The organism is Rhizobacter sp. P2_H2, from assembly GCF_056403375.1.
Genome location: NZ_JBFUFP010000039.1, coordinates 1 through 15,462, shown reverse-complemented (window position 1 = coordinate 15,462; position 15,462 = coordinate 1). Strand labels below are relative to the sequence as shown.

General features: G+C 69.7%; 13 protein-coding genes and 1 pseudogene. 2 read left to right on the top strand and 12 right to left on the bottom strand.

All coding sequences use genetic code 11. The annotated features are described in order from the left end of the window. Positions 1-54: 54 nt before the first annotated feature. The 11 genes from AC1D15_RS05070 to AC1D15_RS05020 all read right to left on the bottom strand — a co-directional run bounded on the left by AC1D15_RS05070 (position 55) and on the right by AC1D15_RS05020 (position 13,237). Positions 55-1,227: a glycosyltransferase family 2 protein gene (locus AC1D15_RS05070; RefSeq protein WP_477825150.1), complete on the bottom strand. Its 1,173-nt coding sequence runs from the start codon at positions 1,225-1,227 to the stop codon at positions 55-57. Beyond that, positions 1,224-2,375 carry a glycosyltransferase gene (locus AC1D15_RS05065; RefSeq protein ID WP_477825149.1) on the bottom strand — a complete coding sequence of 384 codons (1,152 nt, stop codon included), beginning with the start codon at positions 2,373-2,375 and terminating at the stop codon, positions 1,224-1,226. Before AC1D15_RS05065 ends, AC1D15_RS05070 begins: the two co-directional genes overlap by 4 nt. Continuing rightward, the gene (locus tag AC1D15_RS05060; RefSeq protein WP_477825148.1) at positions 2,372-2,983 is read right to left on the bottom strand and encodes a polysaccharide deacetylase family protein; all 612 of its coding nucleotides are present in this window, start codon (positions 2,981-2,983) and stop codon (positions 2,372-2,374) included. The genes AC1D15_RS05065 and AC1D15_RS05060 overlap by 4 nt, the downstream gene beginning before the upstream one ends. After that, a complete protein-coding gene (locus AC1D15_RS05055) occupies positions 2,980-4,062 on the bottom strand; it encodes a glycosyltransferase (RefSeq protein WP_477825147.1) in 1,083 nt (360 codons plus the stop codon). The genes AC1D15_RS05060 and AC1D15_RS05055 overlap by 4 nt, the downstream gene beginning before the upstream one ends. Before the next feature lie 170 nt (positions 4,063-4,232). Then, positions 4,233-5,384 (bottom strand): hypothetical protein, encoded by a 1,152-nt coding sequence (locus tag AC1D15_RS05050; RefSeq protein WP_477825146.1) that lies wholly within the window; start codon positions 5,382-5,384, stop codon positions 4,233-4,235. Next, complete coding sequence (locus AC1D15_RS05045; RefSeq protein WP_477825145.1) at positions 5,381-6,538, bottom strand: glycosyltransferase family 2 protein; 1,158 nt, start codon at positions 6,536-6,538, stop codon at positions 5,381-5,383. Before AC1D15_RS05045 ends, AC1D15_RS05050 begins: the two co-directional genes overlap by 4 nt. Positions 6,539-6,560: 22 nt before the next feature. After that, positions 6,561-8,306 carry a phosphotransferase family protein gene (locus AC1D15_RS05040; RefSeq protein ID WP_477825144.1) on the bottom strand — a complete coding sequence of 582 codons (1,746 nt, stop codon included), beginning with the start codon at positions 8,304-8,306 and terminating at the stop codon, positions 6,561-6,563. Next, the gene (locus AC1D15_RS05035) at positions 8,306-9,322 is read right to left on the bottom strand and encodes a polysaccharide deacetylase family protein (RefSeq protein WP_052212909.1); all 1,017 of its coding nucleotides are present in this window, start codon (positions 9,320-9,322) and stop codon (positions 8,306-8,308) included. The genes AC1D15_RS05040 and AC1D15_RS05035 overlap by 1 nt, the downstream gene beginning before the upstream one ends. A 24-nt stretch (positions 9,323-9,346) precedes the next feature. Next, the gene (locus AC1D15_RS05030; RefSeq protein WP_477825143.1) at positions 9,347-10,618 is read right to left on the bottom strand and encodes an O-antigen ligase family protein; all 1,272 of its coding nucleotides are present in this window, start codon (positions 10,616-10,618) and stop codon (positions 9,347-9,349) included. After that, a complete protein-coding gene (locus AC1D15_RS05025) occupies positions 10,615-12,099 on the bottom strand; it encodes a lipopolysaccharide biosynthesis protein (protein ID WP_465111211.1) in 1,485 nt (494 codons plus the stop codon). Before AC1D15_RS05025 ends, AC1D15_RS05030 begins: the two co-directional genes overlap by 4 nt. A gap of 13 nt (positions 12,100-12,112) precedes the next feature. After that, on the bottom strand, positions 12,113-13,237 hold the full coding sequence (locus tag AC1D15_RS05020; protein ID WP_477825142.1) for an acyltransferase family protein: 1,125 nt from the start codon (positions 13,235-13,237) through the stop codon (positions 12,113-12,115). Between the two features lie 184 nt (positions 13,238-13,421). On the opposite strand from AC1D15_RS05020, the gene AC1D15_RS05015 reads away from it, so the two are divergent. Both AC1D15_RS05015 and AC1D15_RS05010 read left to right on the top strand, forming a co-directional pair. Beyond that, entirely contained in the window at positions 13,422-14,582 is a 1,161-nt protein-coding gene (locus tag AC1D15_RS05015; protein WP_477825141.1) for an imelysin family protein, read from the top strand. A 25-nt stretch (positions 14,583-14,607) separates the two neighbouring features. Next, positions 14,608-15,117 (top strand): GyrI-like domain-containing protein, encoded by a 510-nt coding sequence (locus AC1D15_RS05010; RefSeq protein ID WP_465111214.1) that lies wholly within the window; start codon positions 14,608-14,610, stop codon positions 15,115-15,117. A gap of 15 nt (positions 15,118-15,132) precedes the next feature. Here the strand turns inward: AC1D15_RS05010 and AC1D15_RS05005 are convergent. Continuing rightward, positions 15,133-15,462, bottom strand: a pseudogene (locus AC1D15_RS05005) (UDP-N-acetylglucosamine 1-carboxyvinyltransferase); the annotation flags it as partial.

The following is a 15,462-nucleotide window of genomic DNA, read 5'->3' as shown; positions in this document are numbered from 1 at the left end:
CCCCCAGCCCATTCCCTCACCCGCCGCGACGCGCTAACACCGGCAAGCGAAAAATCAACGCCAGCGCTTTACGCCACTCAAGCTCGACAGATAGATCCAGGTCCGCCAGGCAATGAACGCCGGCGCCCACAGGATGTCGAGAAAGGTCTTCACCGGCACGCCGCTCAGCAGGTTGCCGGCGATGAAGTACAGCAGGTAGGCCGGCAGCAGCGCGAAGGCCAGCACGAACTGCCACGACGCCAGCCCGCAGACAGCAGCCGCCACGACGATCGCGACGAACAGCAGGCTCAGCTGCACCGCATGCGAAGGCAGCAGGAAGTCGATCAGCAGGTTCAGCGCCGCACCATCGCCGCTCGCACGGAAGCGTGCCCACAGCGCTCGCACGCTGCGCCCGACGATGGCCGATCGACCACCCGCCCAGCGCCTGCGCTGCGCAGCCGCTTCCTTCGCCGTCTCCGGGATCACGCTCGACGCGCGTGCATGCTCCAGCCAGTGCACCCGCTGGCCGCTGCACACCAGCTTCACCAGCATCTCCTGGTCCTCGACCATCGTGTCCGAATGCCAGGGCATGCGCTGCAGCACGTCGCGCCGGAACACCATGCCGTGGCCGCGCAGGTTGCAGCTCCAGCCGGTCTGGCTGCGCGCCAGTTCCTCCAGCCGGTTCTCCACCACCGCGTTCATGTAGTTCAGCCGCGAGAACAGCGTCGCCTGCCAGTTGTGCACGCCGACCCGGCCCTGCAGCACCGGATGGCCTTCGTGCAGCCCGGCCGCCGCCTGCTGGAAGAACTGCGTGTCGACGACATTGTCCGCATCGAAGAAGGCCACCGCATCGAGCGCATCACCATGCTTCGCCTCGAGCGTCGTGATGCCCTCGGCCAGGCTCGCGGTCTTGCCGCGCGCACCGCTCTGGCGGTCCAGGCAGTCGAAGCCGGCGGCACGGATCTCGGCCACCGTCGCATCGCTGCAGTGGTCGGCCATGAACAGGATCGCCAACTGCTCGCGCGGGTAGTCCACCCGCGCCAGCGAGGCGAACAGCGGCCCGAGCACGCCTTCCTCGTTGTGCGCCGGCACCAGCACGCCGAAGCGCTTGTCGCGCCGCGGCGCGAGCGGCGCCGGCGCGCGCACGCCCCACAGCCCGCGCACTGCCTGGTACAGGAAGATTGCCGCCACCACCAGCACCAGCGCGCTCGCGGCCAGCGCCGCGACAACCCACAGCGCGTGCATCATGCGGCGCTCCCTGCGGCCGGCGCCGGCGTGCCGGGCCGCGCGAGCCCGTCCTCGTAGATCGCCACCATGCGCTTCATCCGCGCATCGAACAGGAAGCCGTCGCGCACCTTCGTGACCGCCGCCGTGCCCATCGCCGCGCGCCGCACCGGGTCGCCGAGCAGCGCTGCCAGCGACTCGGTGAAACGCGCCAGGTCACCCGGCGGCACCAATAGCCCGTCGACGCCGTCGCTGATCACCTCGGGGATGCCGCCCACCGCCATCGCGACGCCGGGCACGCCGTGCAGCATCGCCTCCAGCAGCACGTTCGGCAGGCCTTCGCGCAGCGAGGCCATCGCCAGCAGGTCGAGTGCCGGGTAGATCGCCGGCAGGTCGTTGCGGTGGCCGAGCAACCGCACCGTGTCGCCCAGCTTCAGCTGCGCCACCTGGGCCTCGATGTCCGCGCGCTGCACGCCTTCGCCGGCGATCAGGAAGCGCGCCTTCGGAAAACGCGGCGCGAGCTGCGCGGCCGCATCGACGAACAGCCGGTGTCCCTTCTCGATGCCCAGCCGCCCGATGATCGCGACGACCTGCGCGTCGTCGTCCAGCCCGAGCGCCGCGCGCGCATCACTGCGTGCTTGTGCGCCCTGCGCCTGGTACGAACTCCGGATCGCGTTGTGCACGACGGTGATCTTGCGATCCGGCACGCCGGCCGCGACGGCGAGCTGCCGGTAGCTCTGCGACACGCAGACCACGCGATCGAAGAAGCGCCACAGGAAGGCCTGCAGCCGCTCGTACAGCCGCACTTTCGCGTTCTCCGAGGTCCAGCCGTGGGCGGTCGTGAGGGCCGTCACCTTGGCGCGGCGTGCGGCCAGCAGCGTGTACAGGTCGGCCTTGTAGCCGTGGCTGTGCGCCACGGTGCCGGGCTGCGCGGCGAGCTGCGCGGCGAGCGTGCGGATGGCGCCCAGGTCGAGCTTGCCGGCCGAAGGAATGCACTCGTAGTCGATGCCGGCCTCGCGCACCTTGCGCGAGATCGGCGTGTCGTCGGTGTTCCAGAGGTTGATGATGCGGGCGTGCCAATCGCTGCCGCGCAGTGCGAGGCATTCGTTGATCACGGTCTTCTCGGGGCCGAACACGTCGTCGGCACTGATGATGTGGATGAGGGTCTTCACACGGTCTCCAGGACGCCGAAGCGCAGGCCGGCTGCGCGGGCGTTGTCCAGCAAGCGCGGCAGGGCCTGCGCGGTCACCGGGGTGTCGTCATGGAACAGCAGGATGTCGCCGTCCGTCAGGGCTTGCGGCGTGACGCGCGCTTCGAGTTCGGACGCCTGCTGCACGAACGAGTCGCGGGTCTCGAACGACCACATCACGATCTTCACGCGGTTCAGCAGGCACCAGACGATGCGCAGCACCGACAGCTCGCCGTACGCCGGCCGGTAGCTGCGCAGCCGCACGCCGAAGCGCGCAGCCACCTCACGCATGCGGCGCAGGTCGTCGAGCTGCTCGCGCCAGCTCATGTCGCTGCAGTGCCGGTGGGTGAAGCCGTGCAGCGCGATCGCATGGCCGCGCTCGCGCACCTCGGCCACCAGCGCCGGGTGGCGTTCCATCTCCTGCCCGATCATGAAGAAGGTGGCCTTCACGCCGCCGCGCTCCAGCGCATCGAGCACCTGCGGCGTGACCACCGGGTGCGGGCCGTCGTCGAAGCTCAGGTACAGGCCCGGCGCATCGCCGCGGTAGCGCAGCACCGGGCTCAGCAGCTTGCGCAGCAGCGCCTTGATCACTGCAGGCCTCCGGCATAGATCTGCAGGTAGCGCTGGGCGGCGCTCTCCAGCGAGAAGGCCTCGCGCTGGCGCTGGGTGGCGGCGCGGCCGAGCGTGGCGCGGCGGCTCGCATCCTGCAGCAGCGTCAGCATCGCCTCGGCGAACGCGGCCTCGTCGCCGTCGGGCACCAGCAGGCCGCTCTCGCCTTGCAGCACGGTCTCGGGAATGCCGCCGACCTGCGTGCCGATGACCGGCAGCCCGGCGCGCATCGCCTCGAGGATCGCGATCGACACGCCTTCGTAGTGCGACGACATCAGGAACACATCGGCGGCCGCGAGCAGCTCGGCCACGTCGTTGCGGAAGCCGAGGAACTCGACGCGAGACGCCACGCCGAGCGAGGCGGCCAGCGCCTCGAGGGCCGGGCGGTCGGGCCCGTCGCCAACCAACTGCAGCCGCGCATCGGGCCGCGAAGCTGCGACACGCGCGAACGCGCGAACCATCATCGCGTGGTTCTTCACCGCCGCCATGCGCCCGACGGTGATGAAGGTGGTGCCGCGGCGTTCGCCCTGCAGCGACACGCGTTCGTCGATGCCGTTGTGCACCGTCTCGACGCGGCGCGCGTCGATGCCGATGTTCTCGACGACGTAGCTCTGGATCGAATGCGAGACGGTGACGATGCGCTGGTGCCAGCGCGCCGCGAAACGCTCCAGTCGGTGGCGCAGCGCGAGCTTCAGGCGCGGGATGAGGCGGCGGCCGTAGTCCTGGTAGTTGCCGTGCACCGTGTGGACCAGCGGCACGCCGGCAAGCCGGGCGGCGAGCGCCGATTCGAGGTACACGCCCCACAAGTGCGAATGCATCACGTCGAAGCCCTGTTCGCGCACCAGCCGTGCAAGGCGCCACGGCACGGTCAGGTCGTTGCCCTCGCCCTTGCCGAGCGAGAACACCTGCACGCCGTCGCCCAGGCGCTGGGCCAGTTCGCCGCTGTGCTTGACGCAGCAGACGGCGGGCTGGCAGCGGCCCTTGGTGGCGGCGACGAGGTCGACGACGACCTTCTCGGCGCCGCCGAAGTCCAGGGTCTCGATAACGTGCAAGACCTTCATGGTCCGCTGGCCGCCAGCATCCGTTCGCCCTGAGCTTGTCGAAGGGTCGGACTGAGCCTGTCGAAGGCCGGTTGACGCTGCACCGGCTCCTGTGCCGCGCTGCGGCGACAACCCTTCGACACGGGCCCTCGACAAGCTCGGTCCCTGCTCTGGGCGAACGGTTGATCGGCTCATGCTGCCACCTCTTCCCGCAGAGAAGACGACTTCACCGGCTCGTTCTTGCACAGGCGTTCGATCTGTTGATACATCTCCCAGGCTGTCACGTAGTGCAGCGAGAACCCGGGTCGGTCGCGGAAGCGCTTCGCCAGTTCGGTCCACATGCGCTGCATGCCGCCGTCGAGCAGCGCGCCTGCGGTGCGTTCCTCGGCACCGTGCGTATGAACCTTGATGAACAGGTGGTTCTCCACGCCCTCGATGCCGATGGCCGCCTGCTCCCACAGCGCGACGCGCGCCGCCGTCGGCAAGGCATCGGCCGAGATCTCGCTCGATTCGATGCGCGGCATGATGCCGGCCTTGCGGTCGCTCCAGTTCAGCGCCAGCGGGCCCTGCACCATCAGCAGCTCCTTGTCCTGCAGCCACTCGCCCACGCGCGCGTCGCGGCCGTGGTCGTGCGATTTGCAGCAGCCCGCTTCGCCATGCGCGAAATAGATCGAATTGATCTTGCTCGTCTGCGTGTCGCTCGGCGCCGACGGCAGCGTCATGTCCATGCGGCATCCGGTCTCGTGCAGCACGTCGAGCTCGTTGTTCACGCCGCACCAGCGGCCGTCCGGGCGCGAGTTGTCCAGCGCCCAGTTGCCATGGATGAAGGCATACAGCACCTGGCCCGTCACCGGATCCTTGCGCAGCAGGCCATGCCGCTCGTTCAGCAGCCTGGTGAAACCCGTCAGCGTCCTGCGCAGGTTCTCGGCCGTGTCGTTGTCGTGGTGCAGGTGCACCTCCACGTCGCCGAAACCGCGTTTGCACAGGTCGGCCAGCTGGTCGAGGATCACCTCGTCGTACTCCTCCTCGGGGTAGAAGAACGAATGCTGCGGATGCCGGCCGTTGCTGTCGGTGTGCTCCGACGCGATCTTCGGGTAGCGGTCCATCCAGCGGTCGACGCGTGCGCGTGCGGTGGCCAGATCCGGCTTGTGCCAGAACGGCTCGTAGTGGTCGGCGAAGCAGAAGTGCACATGCGTGTGCGGCGCACTGCGCCCACGCAGCCGGCGCGGCCACTGCTTCAGGTAGCTGGCGATCCACAGATCCATGTGGCGCGAACGCAACAGGCGCCAGAACACGCCGGCACCGGCGGCAACGAGGATGAGAAGGATGATGGCGACGATCATCGCTGTGCCTTTCGCCAGCTCGTGCCCTGCTTGCCGGTCACGAAACGCACGAAGCCCAGCAGCGCCGCCAGGTTCATCGTGCAGAAGTAGAACGGCACGTACAGCGCCGTCGGCAGCGGCCCGCGGCGCAGCCGCAGCCAGCCGGCCCACGCGGTGCCGTAGAACAGCAGCTGCAAGGCCACCAGCACCTGGTACGCGACGACGCCATTCGCCGCCAGCCACAGCGAGCCGATGGCGATCGCCACCAGGAACAGCGGCACCAGGTAGCGCAGCACCTTGTGCGACAGGTACGCGAGCGCGAACCACGACAGCGGCGGCAGCAGCCGGCGCCATTGCTGCGCGATGGTCTGGAAGCCGCCCGCCACCATGCGCACCTTCACGAAGAAGTCGTCCTCGATGCGGATCGATGCGTACTCGGTCGAGCGCGCCGCCGGCTCGTACAGGATGCGCTTGCGCTGGTCGACGATGTCGAAGGTGATCTGCGCGTCGTCGTTGATGATGTGCTCGGCGATCGGCCGCCACAGCCCGCGGCGCATCGCGAAGATCTCGCCGTCGGCATTGGTGATCGAGCCGATCCGCCCCTCGGCCAGCTTGATCGCCGATTCATAGCGCCAGTACAGGCCGTCGCCGACGCTGCTCTCGCGGTCGCCGGCCTCGCGGATCTGCTTGACGCCGCACACGCCGCCCACCGCCGGGTCGGCGAAGTGCCGCACCAGCGCCTTCAGCGCATCACGGTTGAAATCATTGTTGGCGTCGGAGAACACCACGATCTCGCCGGTGGCGGCCGCGACGCCGCGGTTCAGCGCCGCCGTCTTGCCGCGCCGCGGCGCCTGGTGCATCGAGACCGCGCCGCGATCGGCGTAGCGCGAGACGATCTGCGGCGTGCTGTCGCTCGAACCGTCCGACACGACGATCAGCTCGATCGGGTGCGGGTAGTCGAGCTCCAGCGAGTTGAGGATCTTGCCCTCGATCACGCGCTCCTCGTTGTACGCGGCGATCAGCAGCGTGACGCGCGGCCATTGTGTACCGCCCTCGGCCGGATACTCGGCCGCAGCGCCACGCCCGCGCCAGCGCGCGATCAGCAGCACCAGCGCCGGGTACACCGCGTAGTGATAGAGCACCGCAGCGATGCTCAGCAGGACGATCAGTTTCATCACGAAGCCATTCTCGAATTCTTCAACCCAGCGGCCGCACCGCCGCACGCTGCGCCGGCGCGGGCGGCAGCACGCTGGCCAGCGCCGGCGGCGCCGGCGAGCGCACCAGCAGCTCGATGCAGCTCTCGATCAACGCGTTCAGCTCGGCACTGGCCTGTGCCGACCAGGCGCCGTGCCAGCGGCAGCCGATGTGGTGCACGACGACCAGCGCCCGCAGCACCGGCACCAGTCGCTCCGGCAGCCGCGTCGCCCGCCAGTACTCGGCCTCGACGGCCAGCTCGTTCGGGCTCACGCGGCCGGTCAGCAGCGCGTGCGCCGCCTGCAGCCAGCTTTCGCCGGCCAGCATGCGGTTGTACGTCAACAGGTAGGCCATGTCGATGTAGGGCAGGCCGCACAGCATCGCATGCTCCCAGTCGATCACGCCGGTGATCTCGCAGGTCTGTGGGTCATACATCACGTTCTCGATCTTGAAGTCGCCGTGGCTGCAGACGTCCAGCCACACGTGGCCGAGCACGTGCTCGCGCATGTGCTGCCCGAGCCGCTGCAGCGCCGGCGCGGCGTGCGGGTTGCGCAGCGCCGCCGATTCGAAGATCGGCTGCAGGCTGGTCTCCCAGGCCTCGTCGTCCATCACGCGCTTCACGCAGGTCACCTCGTGCAGCGCCAGCAGGAAGCGCTGCGCGGTGCGCGTCACGCGGTCCAGCCCCGGCACCGGCGCATCGGCGGTCACGCCGCGCATGTGCTGCAGCACGAAGCAGTCGTTGCCGTCGAGCTTGAAGCGGTCGAGCACGCGTGGCAGCAGAACGCCCAGGTGGGCCGGCAGCATCGCATGCAGGCGGCGCAGGCTCTCGGCCTCCTGCATGCGGCGCGACACCGCGAGCGGGTCGCGCGTGACGACGACGACGCGCGAGGTCTCGCGATCGGAATCCGGCTGGAAGGTCGCGATCACCTTGCCGCTCAGCAGCACCAGGTACTGCACCCAGTGGAACTGGCTGCCGCCGGCCTGCAGCGTCAGCGCGACCGCGTCGATCAGGCCGGGCTGCGCATCGCCGATCCAGCCGACCGCCGCCAGCGCCGGCGCGAACCAGCGCGCTGCGCGCGGGCCCCACAGCCACTGCTTGATGCGCTCGCGCGTGAGGCCCTGGTTCTTGGTCGGCAGGTAGCCGGTGGGCGCGATGGCCTCGCTCATGCCGGCGTATTCGTTGAGCAGCAGCGGATGCACGCGCGGCGAACGCACGCCGAGCCGGCGCAGCTGCGACGCCAGCGTGAACCACGGCGAGGCGCTCGATGCATGCAGCCGGCGCGCGAACCGGGCGCGGCTCAGCCCGAAGCGGTTCGGCGTGGCCACCAGCACGAAGGCGCCGTCGCGCAGCAGCGGGCGCGCGTGGGCGAGCAGCCGGCCCAGGCCGCCGCGCACCTTGGCCAGCGCGCGGCCGCTCAGGTCGCTGACGATCAGGCCGTCGAAGGTGACGGCCTCGGCCCGGTGCAGGTCCTCGAGCGCGATCACTTCGACGTGCGACCAGCCGTGCGCCCGCACGCGCTGCGCGAGCTCGTCGGCGCTGCGGCCGTCGGCGGCCAGCACGCGCACCCGCGCGCAGCGCTGCGCCAGCGCGGTGATGGCCGGACCGCCGTCGTCGAGGCAGACGATCGCGCGCCCGCCCAGCGGCCCGACGAGCAGCTCCCAGCCCTCCTGCCACGCAGGGACGTTGTGCAGCGCTGCCGGCTGCGAGATCGCCGGCGCCACCGGGGAAGCGAACGCGGATGCGGCCATCAGACGAAGATTCCGGGAAAGGTCATGCGGGCCATGAACAGGGGATGCGGGATGTAGCGCTCGACCGCGATGCGCTTGAGCGCGAAGCGGTCGGCGCAGCTCGGGTCGTTGACGCCGTCGATGTAGGCGAGCGCGGCGCGGTAGCCGCATTCCTTCGCGATCGCGACGACGCGATCGTTGAAGGTGTAGGTCTTGCCGACCGGGTAGGCGAGCAGGTCGGCGCGCTGCCCGGTCTCGCGGCGGATCGTCTCGCGCGACTGCGACAGCTCGAAGCGCACGCGCTCTTCGGTCTGCATCGACAGCACCGGGTGCGTGACGGTGTGCGAACCGAACTCGATGCCGTGCTGCGTCATCTCGCGCACCTGGTCCCAGTCCAGCGCCGAGGCGGGCGCCGCGTCGGCCGGCACCGCGTGGCGCGCGAGCAGCGCCTCCAGCTCCTGCAGCGCGTCGCGGCGGCGCTCGTCGGCCAGGCGCTTCAGCACCGACAGCAACCGGTCGGAGGCGGCGCGGCGCGACGCGATGTCGCCGAGCTGCAGCGTCACGTCGGCCAGCGGCAGCCGCAACGCGCCGGCGGGTGCGCAGAACAGCAGCGTCGACACGCGGTCGAACCAGAACGGCTCGCGGCTGCCGATGTACTGCGTCGACAGGAAGATGGTCGCCGGCACGTTCATCTCGCGCAGCAGCGGGAAGGCGTGGGTGTAGTTGTCGAGGTGGCCGTCGTCGAAGGTGATCGCGACGCTGCGCGGCGGCAGCGCCTGGCCGCGCTCGATCACGTCCATCGCGTTCGACAACCCGATCGGGTTCCAGTGCTCGCGCAGGAAGGCGAGCTGGCGGCGGAACTCGGCGACGCTCGCGCTGACGAGCTCGGGGTCGGCCGCGAAACGCGACTCGTCGGCCAGGTCCTGGATGCGGTGGTACGCGAGGATCGTCAGCCCGCTCGGCCCGCTGCGCAGGCGCGCGCGGGTCACCCCGGCCATGTCCAGCCACCTCGCGAGCATCGCCTGCTTGCCGCCCATGGTGTCCCCTCGCTCCGGTTACTGCTAGTAGTACCCCATGATGAACACCTTGAAGGCCATGTAGTACGCGACCTGGAAGGCCACGATGAACATGAAGTCCTTGCGGGTGAATCCCACGGGTTGTGTGGTGAAGCGGCCCACTGCGGCCGTCATTCCCAGGAGGAAATACATGATCTCCGTCTCGAGCGAGACGAAGAGCGAGCTGATCAGGTAGCCCGACAGGCTCATCATCACCGCGAGCAGTGCCTGCTTCTCGGTCGGGTCGACCGTCTCGCGCAGCCGCACGATGACGTGCTTGAAGCCCATGTAGATGATCGCGATCCACAGGAACATGCCGGGGAAGCCGGTCTCGCCCATCGCCTCCAGCGCCGAGTTGTGCGCGACCAGCTTGCGGGTGTAGACGGCGAAGTTGCCCTTGCCGACGCCGAACAGCGGGCTCTCCTGCACCATCTGCAGGCCCATCGCCCACATCTCGACGCGGCCCTGCGCCGAGTTGTTGGCGTCCTTGGTCTCGGTCAGGTACGACGGGGCCGCCGCCAGCGCGATGCCGCCGCAGGCCGCCGCGATCACCAGCTTGCCCAGGCTGATCCTGAAGCGCGAGACGATGAACATGCCGACCATCGCCGCGGTGGCCAGGATGCCGCCGCGCGAGCCGGTGTAGAAGGCCGCGAGCAGCAGCGGGAAGGTCAGCCCGACGGCGGCGGCCACGCGCAGCCACAGCGCGTACGGGCTCACCATGTACTGGAACGCGAACGGCGCGGCGGCGGTGAACATCACGCAGAACACGCCGGGGCCGTCGAAGATGCCGATCCAGCGGATGCGCGACTTCAGGCCGATCGACGAGGCCGAGCCGTCGATCCACGCATAGCTCTGCCCCGCCCAGCCGATGCCTTCGGGGTTGTTCATGTGCTGGATGCCCTCGATCGCGATCAGCAGCGCGAGCGCTATCAGCGCATAGCCGGTGCGCTTCAGGTCGGTCACGTCGCTGATGGTCGCGCTGACGAGGCGGTACACCAGGAACAGCTTCGCGTAGTAGACGAGGTAGAACTGGCCGATGTCGGTGAGGCCGGCGACCATCACGCTCAGGAAGATCCACACGTACATCAGCAGGAAGAAATAGTCCTGCGTGCGCAAGCGGAATACCTCGCCCAGCCGGCCGCGCGACGCGAGCACCAGGAGCCACATCGGGTAGACGATGTAGTCGACGCGCAGCCCGAGCAGCGGCGACCACCACAGCTGCGGCGCGACGAGCAGGCTGCCGAGGAACAGCCAGATGGGGAGTACCGCGAAGCTCATGCGGCTGCCCCGGAAGGCCGGCCGAGGCGCTGCATCAGCTTCGCGCGCGCCGCGGCCAGCTCGGCCGGCTCGATCACGCGCGTCGCGACGATGCCGACCAGGAACGCGGCGCCGAGCACGAAGCGCAGCGGCAGGCTCCACAGCAGCGGCAGCTGGTCGGCCGCCTGGCCGGCGATCGCGACGGCGACCACCAGCGCGAGCAGCGTGGCGAGCTTGCGCCATTCATAGTGCACCGGGAAGTGGCGCTGGCTGATGCGGTCGGTCATCACCAGCGAGACGATCGAGACGCCGAGCACCGTCAGGCAGGCGCCGAGGATGCCGAAGGCCCAGATCAGCGGCACGCCCAGCGCCAGGCCGACGAGGCAGGCGGCGAGCGCGATGTGGAAGATGCTGCTCGACTTCTTCTGGTAGTAGATGCCGGTCTGCAGCGGGTAGGTCAGCACCTGCAGCACCGCGGCCAGCACCAGCCACGGCAGGTAGCGCGCGGCGCTCCAGTAGGCCGGAGCGGCGATCAGGCGCAGCGCGTCGCCGGCGAACAGCACGATGGCCAGCCCGATCAGCGACAGGATCACGGCCAGGTAGCGCACCACCTGGGCCTGGATGATGCCGGCGTCGTCGCGCTCCATGATCGTGAAGCGGAAGGCGCCGTAGGCGCGGTTGATCGGCTCGCCGACCAGGTCGGACGCGAGCTTCGACAGCTTCAGCGCGAGCGCATAGATGCCCAGCGCCTCCAATGACACCAGCGACTGCAGCAGGAAGCGGTCGGCGGTGCTCGCRACGATGCCCACCATCGTGGTCCACAGCAGCGGCAGGCTGTAGCGCAGCACCGGCATCAGCTTGGCCCATTCGAAGCGCAGCCCGCACTCGCGCAGCGTCACCCACGACAGCACCGCGAAGCCGAGCGCGACGGTCAGGCAGTTGCCGGCCATCACGCCCTCGACGCCGGCGTTGAAGTGCATCAGCGCGATCGAGTTGGCGATCACCTGCACCACCAGCTTCACGAACGAGACGACGATGAACAGCATCGAGCGCTCGACCGCGCGCACGTAGGCGAGGCCGACCTGCGAGGCGAGCTCGAACACGATGGTGGCGAGCATCCACTGGAAGGCCCGGCCGAGCGACTGGCCGTTGAACAGCCAGGCGGCGATCGGGTTGGCGAACAGCGAGACGAGCAGCACGCCGGCGATCGAGATGACCAGCGAGGCCATCAGGTTGGTGCTGACCACCGAGCGGCGGTCGGCGGCGTCCTTGTAGTCGAAGTAGAAGCGCAGCGTGGCGTGCGCAATGCCGACGCCCAGCACGCCGGACACGACGGTGGACACCAGGTACAGCGTCTCCAGCGTGCCGTACTCGGCCGGCGACAGCAGCCGGGTGTAGATCGGCAGCAGCAGGAAGGCGCCGACGCGGTTCAGCGCATTCCCGATGGCATAGATGCCCGAGTGCTTGAAGAAGCGGCCGACTTCCTTGGAGGTGGAGGACATGGCGGTGGCCGGCTCAGGTGGCAACGGCCGTGCGCACCGTGGGCGCGCCGGYATGCGGCATCGGTACCCGCTTGCTCCAGCGGATGGCCGGCAGCTCGACGGCACGCCAGAGGATCCACGCGGCGATGACGCTCGTGGCGATGCCGCAGGCCATGTACAGCAGGCCGAGCGGCACGGACGGGTGGTCGCCGAACAGCTTCTTCAGCACCGAGATCGTGCTCCAGCCGACGATCGGGTGCATCAGGTACAGGCTGTACGACAGCTTGCCGAGGAACTGGTGGACCGCGCCGCTGAGCCAGCCGCGCGCCGCCACCCAGCGCCGCGACAGCACGATCACGATGGCGGCCAGCACCGGCGCGAGGTGCGGCAGCGACGGCGCGCTGCCGAACACCACGGCGAGCTCGACGCCGACCAGCGCCCACCACCAGCGCCACGACAGGTCGCCGAACACGCACCAGCAGGTCAGCGCGCCCAGCCCGAACATGTGCCAGTAGCGCACGAACAGGCCGTCGACCGGCAGCTTGATCTGGCCGACCGCGAGCACCAGCGACAACGCGGTCAGCGCGGCGATCGCAAGGATCGGGCGGCTGCGCGGCTGCGCCGGGTCGTGCGCGGCGGTCAGCACCAGCACCAGCACGAGGTAGAACTGCAGCTCGATGCACAGCGTCCAGAACACCGCCGAGATGCTGCCGTAGCCGAGGATGTCCTGCAGGTAGAACAGGTGCGAGACGATCTGCGCGGCGGAGAACTGGCCGCGGCCGGCGAGTTCGGCGAACAGCAGCGCCGACAGCTTGGCCATCGCGATGCACAGCACGATGGTGGCCCAGTACGGCGGATCGAGCCGCACCGAGCGGCGCAGCGCGAACATCGCGACATAGCGGCCCGACAGCGGCGCGTCGCGCAGGCTCATCGAGATCACGAAGCCGCTCAGCACGAAGAACACGTTGACGCCGGTGGCGCCGAAGCTGCCGATCAGCGCGTGCAGCGCATCCGGGATGAAGGGACGCAGCAGCGTCTCGGTGTTGAGGTAGAGGTGGTACAGCACCACCAGCATCGCCGCGATGCCGCGCAGGCCGTCGACCGTCAGGTTGCGCGGGGGCAACGAGGCGGGGACGGCGGTGGTGTCGGATCGGGTCATGCGGCTCGGAGTGCAGGCGGTTCGGCGAGGTCGGAAGACGCTCCGCCGAGGGAAAAGGCGTCGCATTGCACCATAGGGACTTGTCAGAAAACACCACCCGGGCAGGGGGTCGTCCCCCGGGCAGGGGGGCGGCGCCAGCGGGGAAAAGACACGCGCGAAGTGTGACTTTGTCCATAATCTGCCGATGCCTCCGAGCCCGGTTCACCGCCTGCCCCGCGCCCTCCCGGCACGCCGCGCGGCGCTGTGGCGGCTGGCGTCGATCGCCGCGCTGTCGGCCGTGCCGGCCGGGGCCCGCGCGGCCACCGACCCGTTCGTCACCTGGATGCAGATGCTGCACGACCAGTGGGCCGTGCCGGCCTACGAGGCGCTGGACCGCAGCGCGGCCGGGCTGGTGGCGGTGCTGGAGGCGGCGATGGCGGCCGGCGGCCAGCCGACCCCGGCCCAGCTGAAGGAGAGCCAGGCGCTGTGGCTGCAGGCGATGCTCAGCTGGCGCCGGCTGGAGGCGCTGCAGATGGGGCCGACGCTTGCGCGGCGCAGCTCGAAGGCGATCGATTTCTGGCCGACCCGGCCGAAGGTGATCCAGCAGGCGGCCACCGTCACCGCGACCGCACCGATGACCGGCCCGGCGGCGAACGACGCGATGGAACGCTGGGGCACGGCGGTGCGGGGCCTGCCAGCGCTGGAGTGGCTGCTGTTCCCGGCCGGCACCGAGCCGCAGGCGCCGGTGCTGCGCAGCCCGGCGCTGTGCCGCTACACGCTGCGCATCGCGATGGCGCTGAAGGAGGAGGTGGGCCTGCTGCTGGCCGGCTGGCGCACCGAAGCCGACCGCTGGCGTTCGGCGACGCCGCCCGACGTGCCGGCGGCGAAGAAGCTGATCCTGAACCTGCTGGTCGGCAGCGTCGAGCTGCTGCGCGGCAAGAAGCTCGAGAAGGCGGCCCGTGCGCAGGCGCTGCAGGTGCCGGGGCAGCGCGACGCGCTGGAGAACTTCGACAGCATGCGCACCAGGCACACGCGCGAGTTCCTGCTGGCGCATGTGGATGGCGTCGCGCAGCTGCTGCTCGGGCAGACGCCGGGCCTCGCGTACACACAAGGTGGCCCGCGCTGGGGGCTGGACGACGTGCTGGCCGAGCAGGGCCTCGCGAAGCCGCACGGGCCGGCGCTGCGGCGCGCGGTGACCGCGGTGCGGCAGTCCATCGCGGCGTTGCCGGTCGACGCCGCCACCTGGACGCCGGCGCGCATCGCCGCACCGGTGAAGGCGCTGGTCGCGCTGCGCGCGGTGATCGACCCGCCGATCGCGACGGCGTGGAAGGTGACGATCGAGTTCACGGATGCGGATGGAGACTGACCCAACCTGAAGGAAGGAGCCTCGCATGACGACCCTCACGACCCCGCGCTTCGAACAGCGCACCGAGCAGCCCTGCATGTTCATCCGCACCGAGGTGCGGATGGGCGAAATCGAGTCGAAGGTGGTACCGCTGATCCCGCAGCTCTTCGAGTGGCTGCAGGCGCACGGCGTGCCGCCGGCCGGCCCGCTGTTCTTCCGCTACAACGTGATCGACATGGGCGGACAGATGGAGATCGACGTCGGCACGCTCGTCGGCAAGCCGGCCGCGGGCGATGCGCGGGTGCGATCGGGCACCGTTCCTGCCGGCAGCTACGTGACGATGCGCCACACCGGCCACCCCGAGGAGTTGATGCCGGCCACCGCCTACCTGCTCGCCTGGGGCCAGCAGCACCAGGTGGCATGGCGCAAGCAGGCGCGCGGCGGCAGCGCCGAGGCGTGGGATGGGCGCTACGAGTTCTACCTCGACGGGCCGGACACCGAGCCCGACATGTCGAAGTGGCGCACCGATCTCGTGTTCGCCGCCGAGCCGCGCTGAATCAGTCCCCCACGTTCAATCCCCAGATTCCCACTCGATCCGCGCCCCGAGCGCACACAGGTTCTCGACGAACTGCGGGTGCGCGCGCCGGATCGGTCCGGCGTTGCGGATCACCGAGCGGCCCGGGATGCTGGCCGCGAGCATCAGCAGCGCGATCGCGACGCGGATGATGTATGGGCTCTCGACCTCGGCCGGCGACAGCGGCTTGCCGCCGAAGGTGACGATGCGGTGCGGGTCGGACTGGAACGCGTGCGCGCCGAACTTCGACAGCTCCGAGGTCCAGCCGAGCGCGCCGTCGTAGACCTTGTTCCAGAACATCACGCTGCCGTGCGCGCGCGTGCCGAG

Coding starts and splice junctions, on each gene's coding strand:
- AC1D15_RS05055 (WP_477825147.1), bottom strand. CDS start 4,062: ATGAAGGTCTTGCACGTTATCGAGACCCTGGACTTCGGCGGCGCCGAG.
- AC1D15_RS05040 (WP_477825144.1), bottom strand. CDS start 8,306: ATGGCCGCATCCGCGTTCGCTTCCCCGGTGGCGCCGGCGATCTCGCAG.
- AC1D15_RS05015 (WP_477825141.1), top strand. CDS start 13,422: ATGCCTCCGAGCCCGGTTCACCGCCTGCCCCGCGCCCTCCCGGCACGC.
- AC1D15_RS05050 (WP_477825146.1), bottom strand. CDS start 5,384: ATGATCGTCGCCATCATCCTTCTCATCCTCGTTGCCGCCGGTGCCGGC.
- AC1D15_RS05045 (WP_477825145.1), bottom strand. CDS start 6,538: ATGAAACTGATCGTCCTGCTGAGCATCGCTGCGGTGCTCTATCACTAC.
- AC1D15_RS05010 (WP_465111214.1), top strand. CDS start 14,608: ATGACGACCCTCACGACCCCGCGCTTCGAACAGCGCACCGAGCAGCCC.
- AC1D15_RS05035 (WP_052212909.1), bottom strand. CDS start 9,322: ATGGGCGGCAAGCAGGCGATGCTCGCGAGGTGGCTGGACATGGCCGGG.
- AC1D15_RS05030 (WP_477825143.1), bottom strand. CDS start 10,618: ATGAGCTTCGCGGTACTCCCCATCTGGCTGTTCCTCGGCAGCCTGCTC.
- AC1D15_RS05070 (WP_477825150.1), bottom strand. CDS start 1,227: ATGATGCACGCGCTGTGGGTTGTCGCGGCGCTGGCCGCGAGCGCGCTG.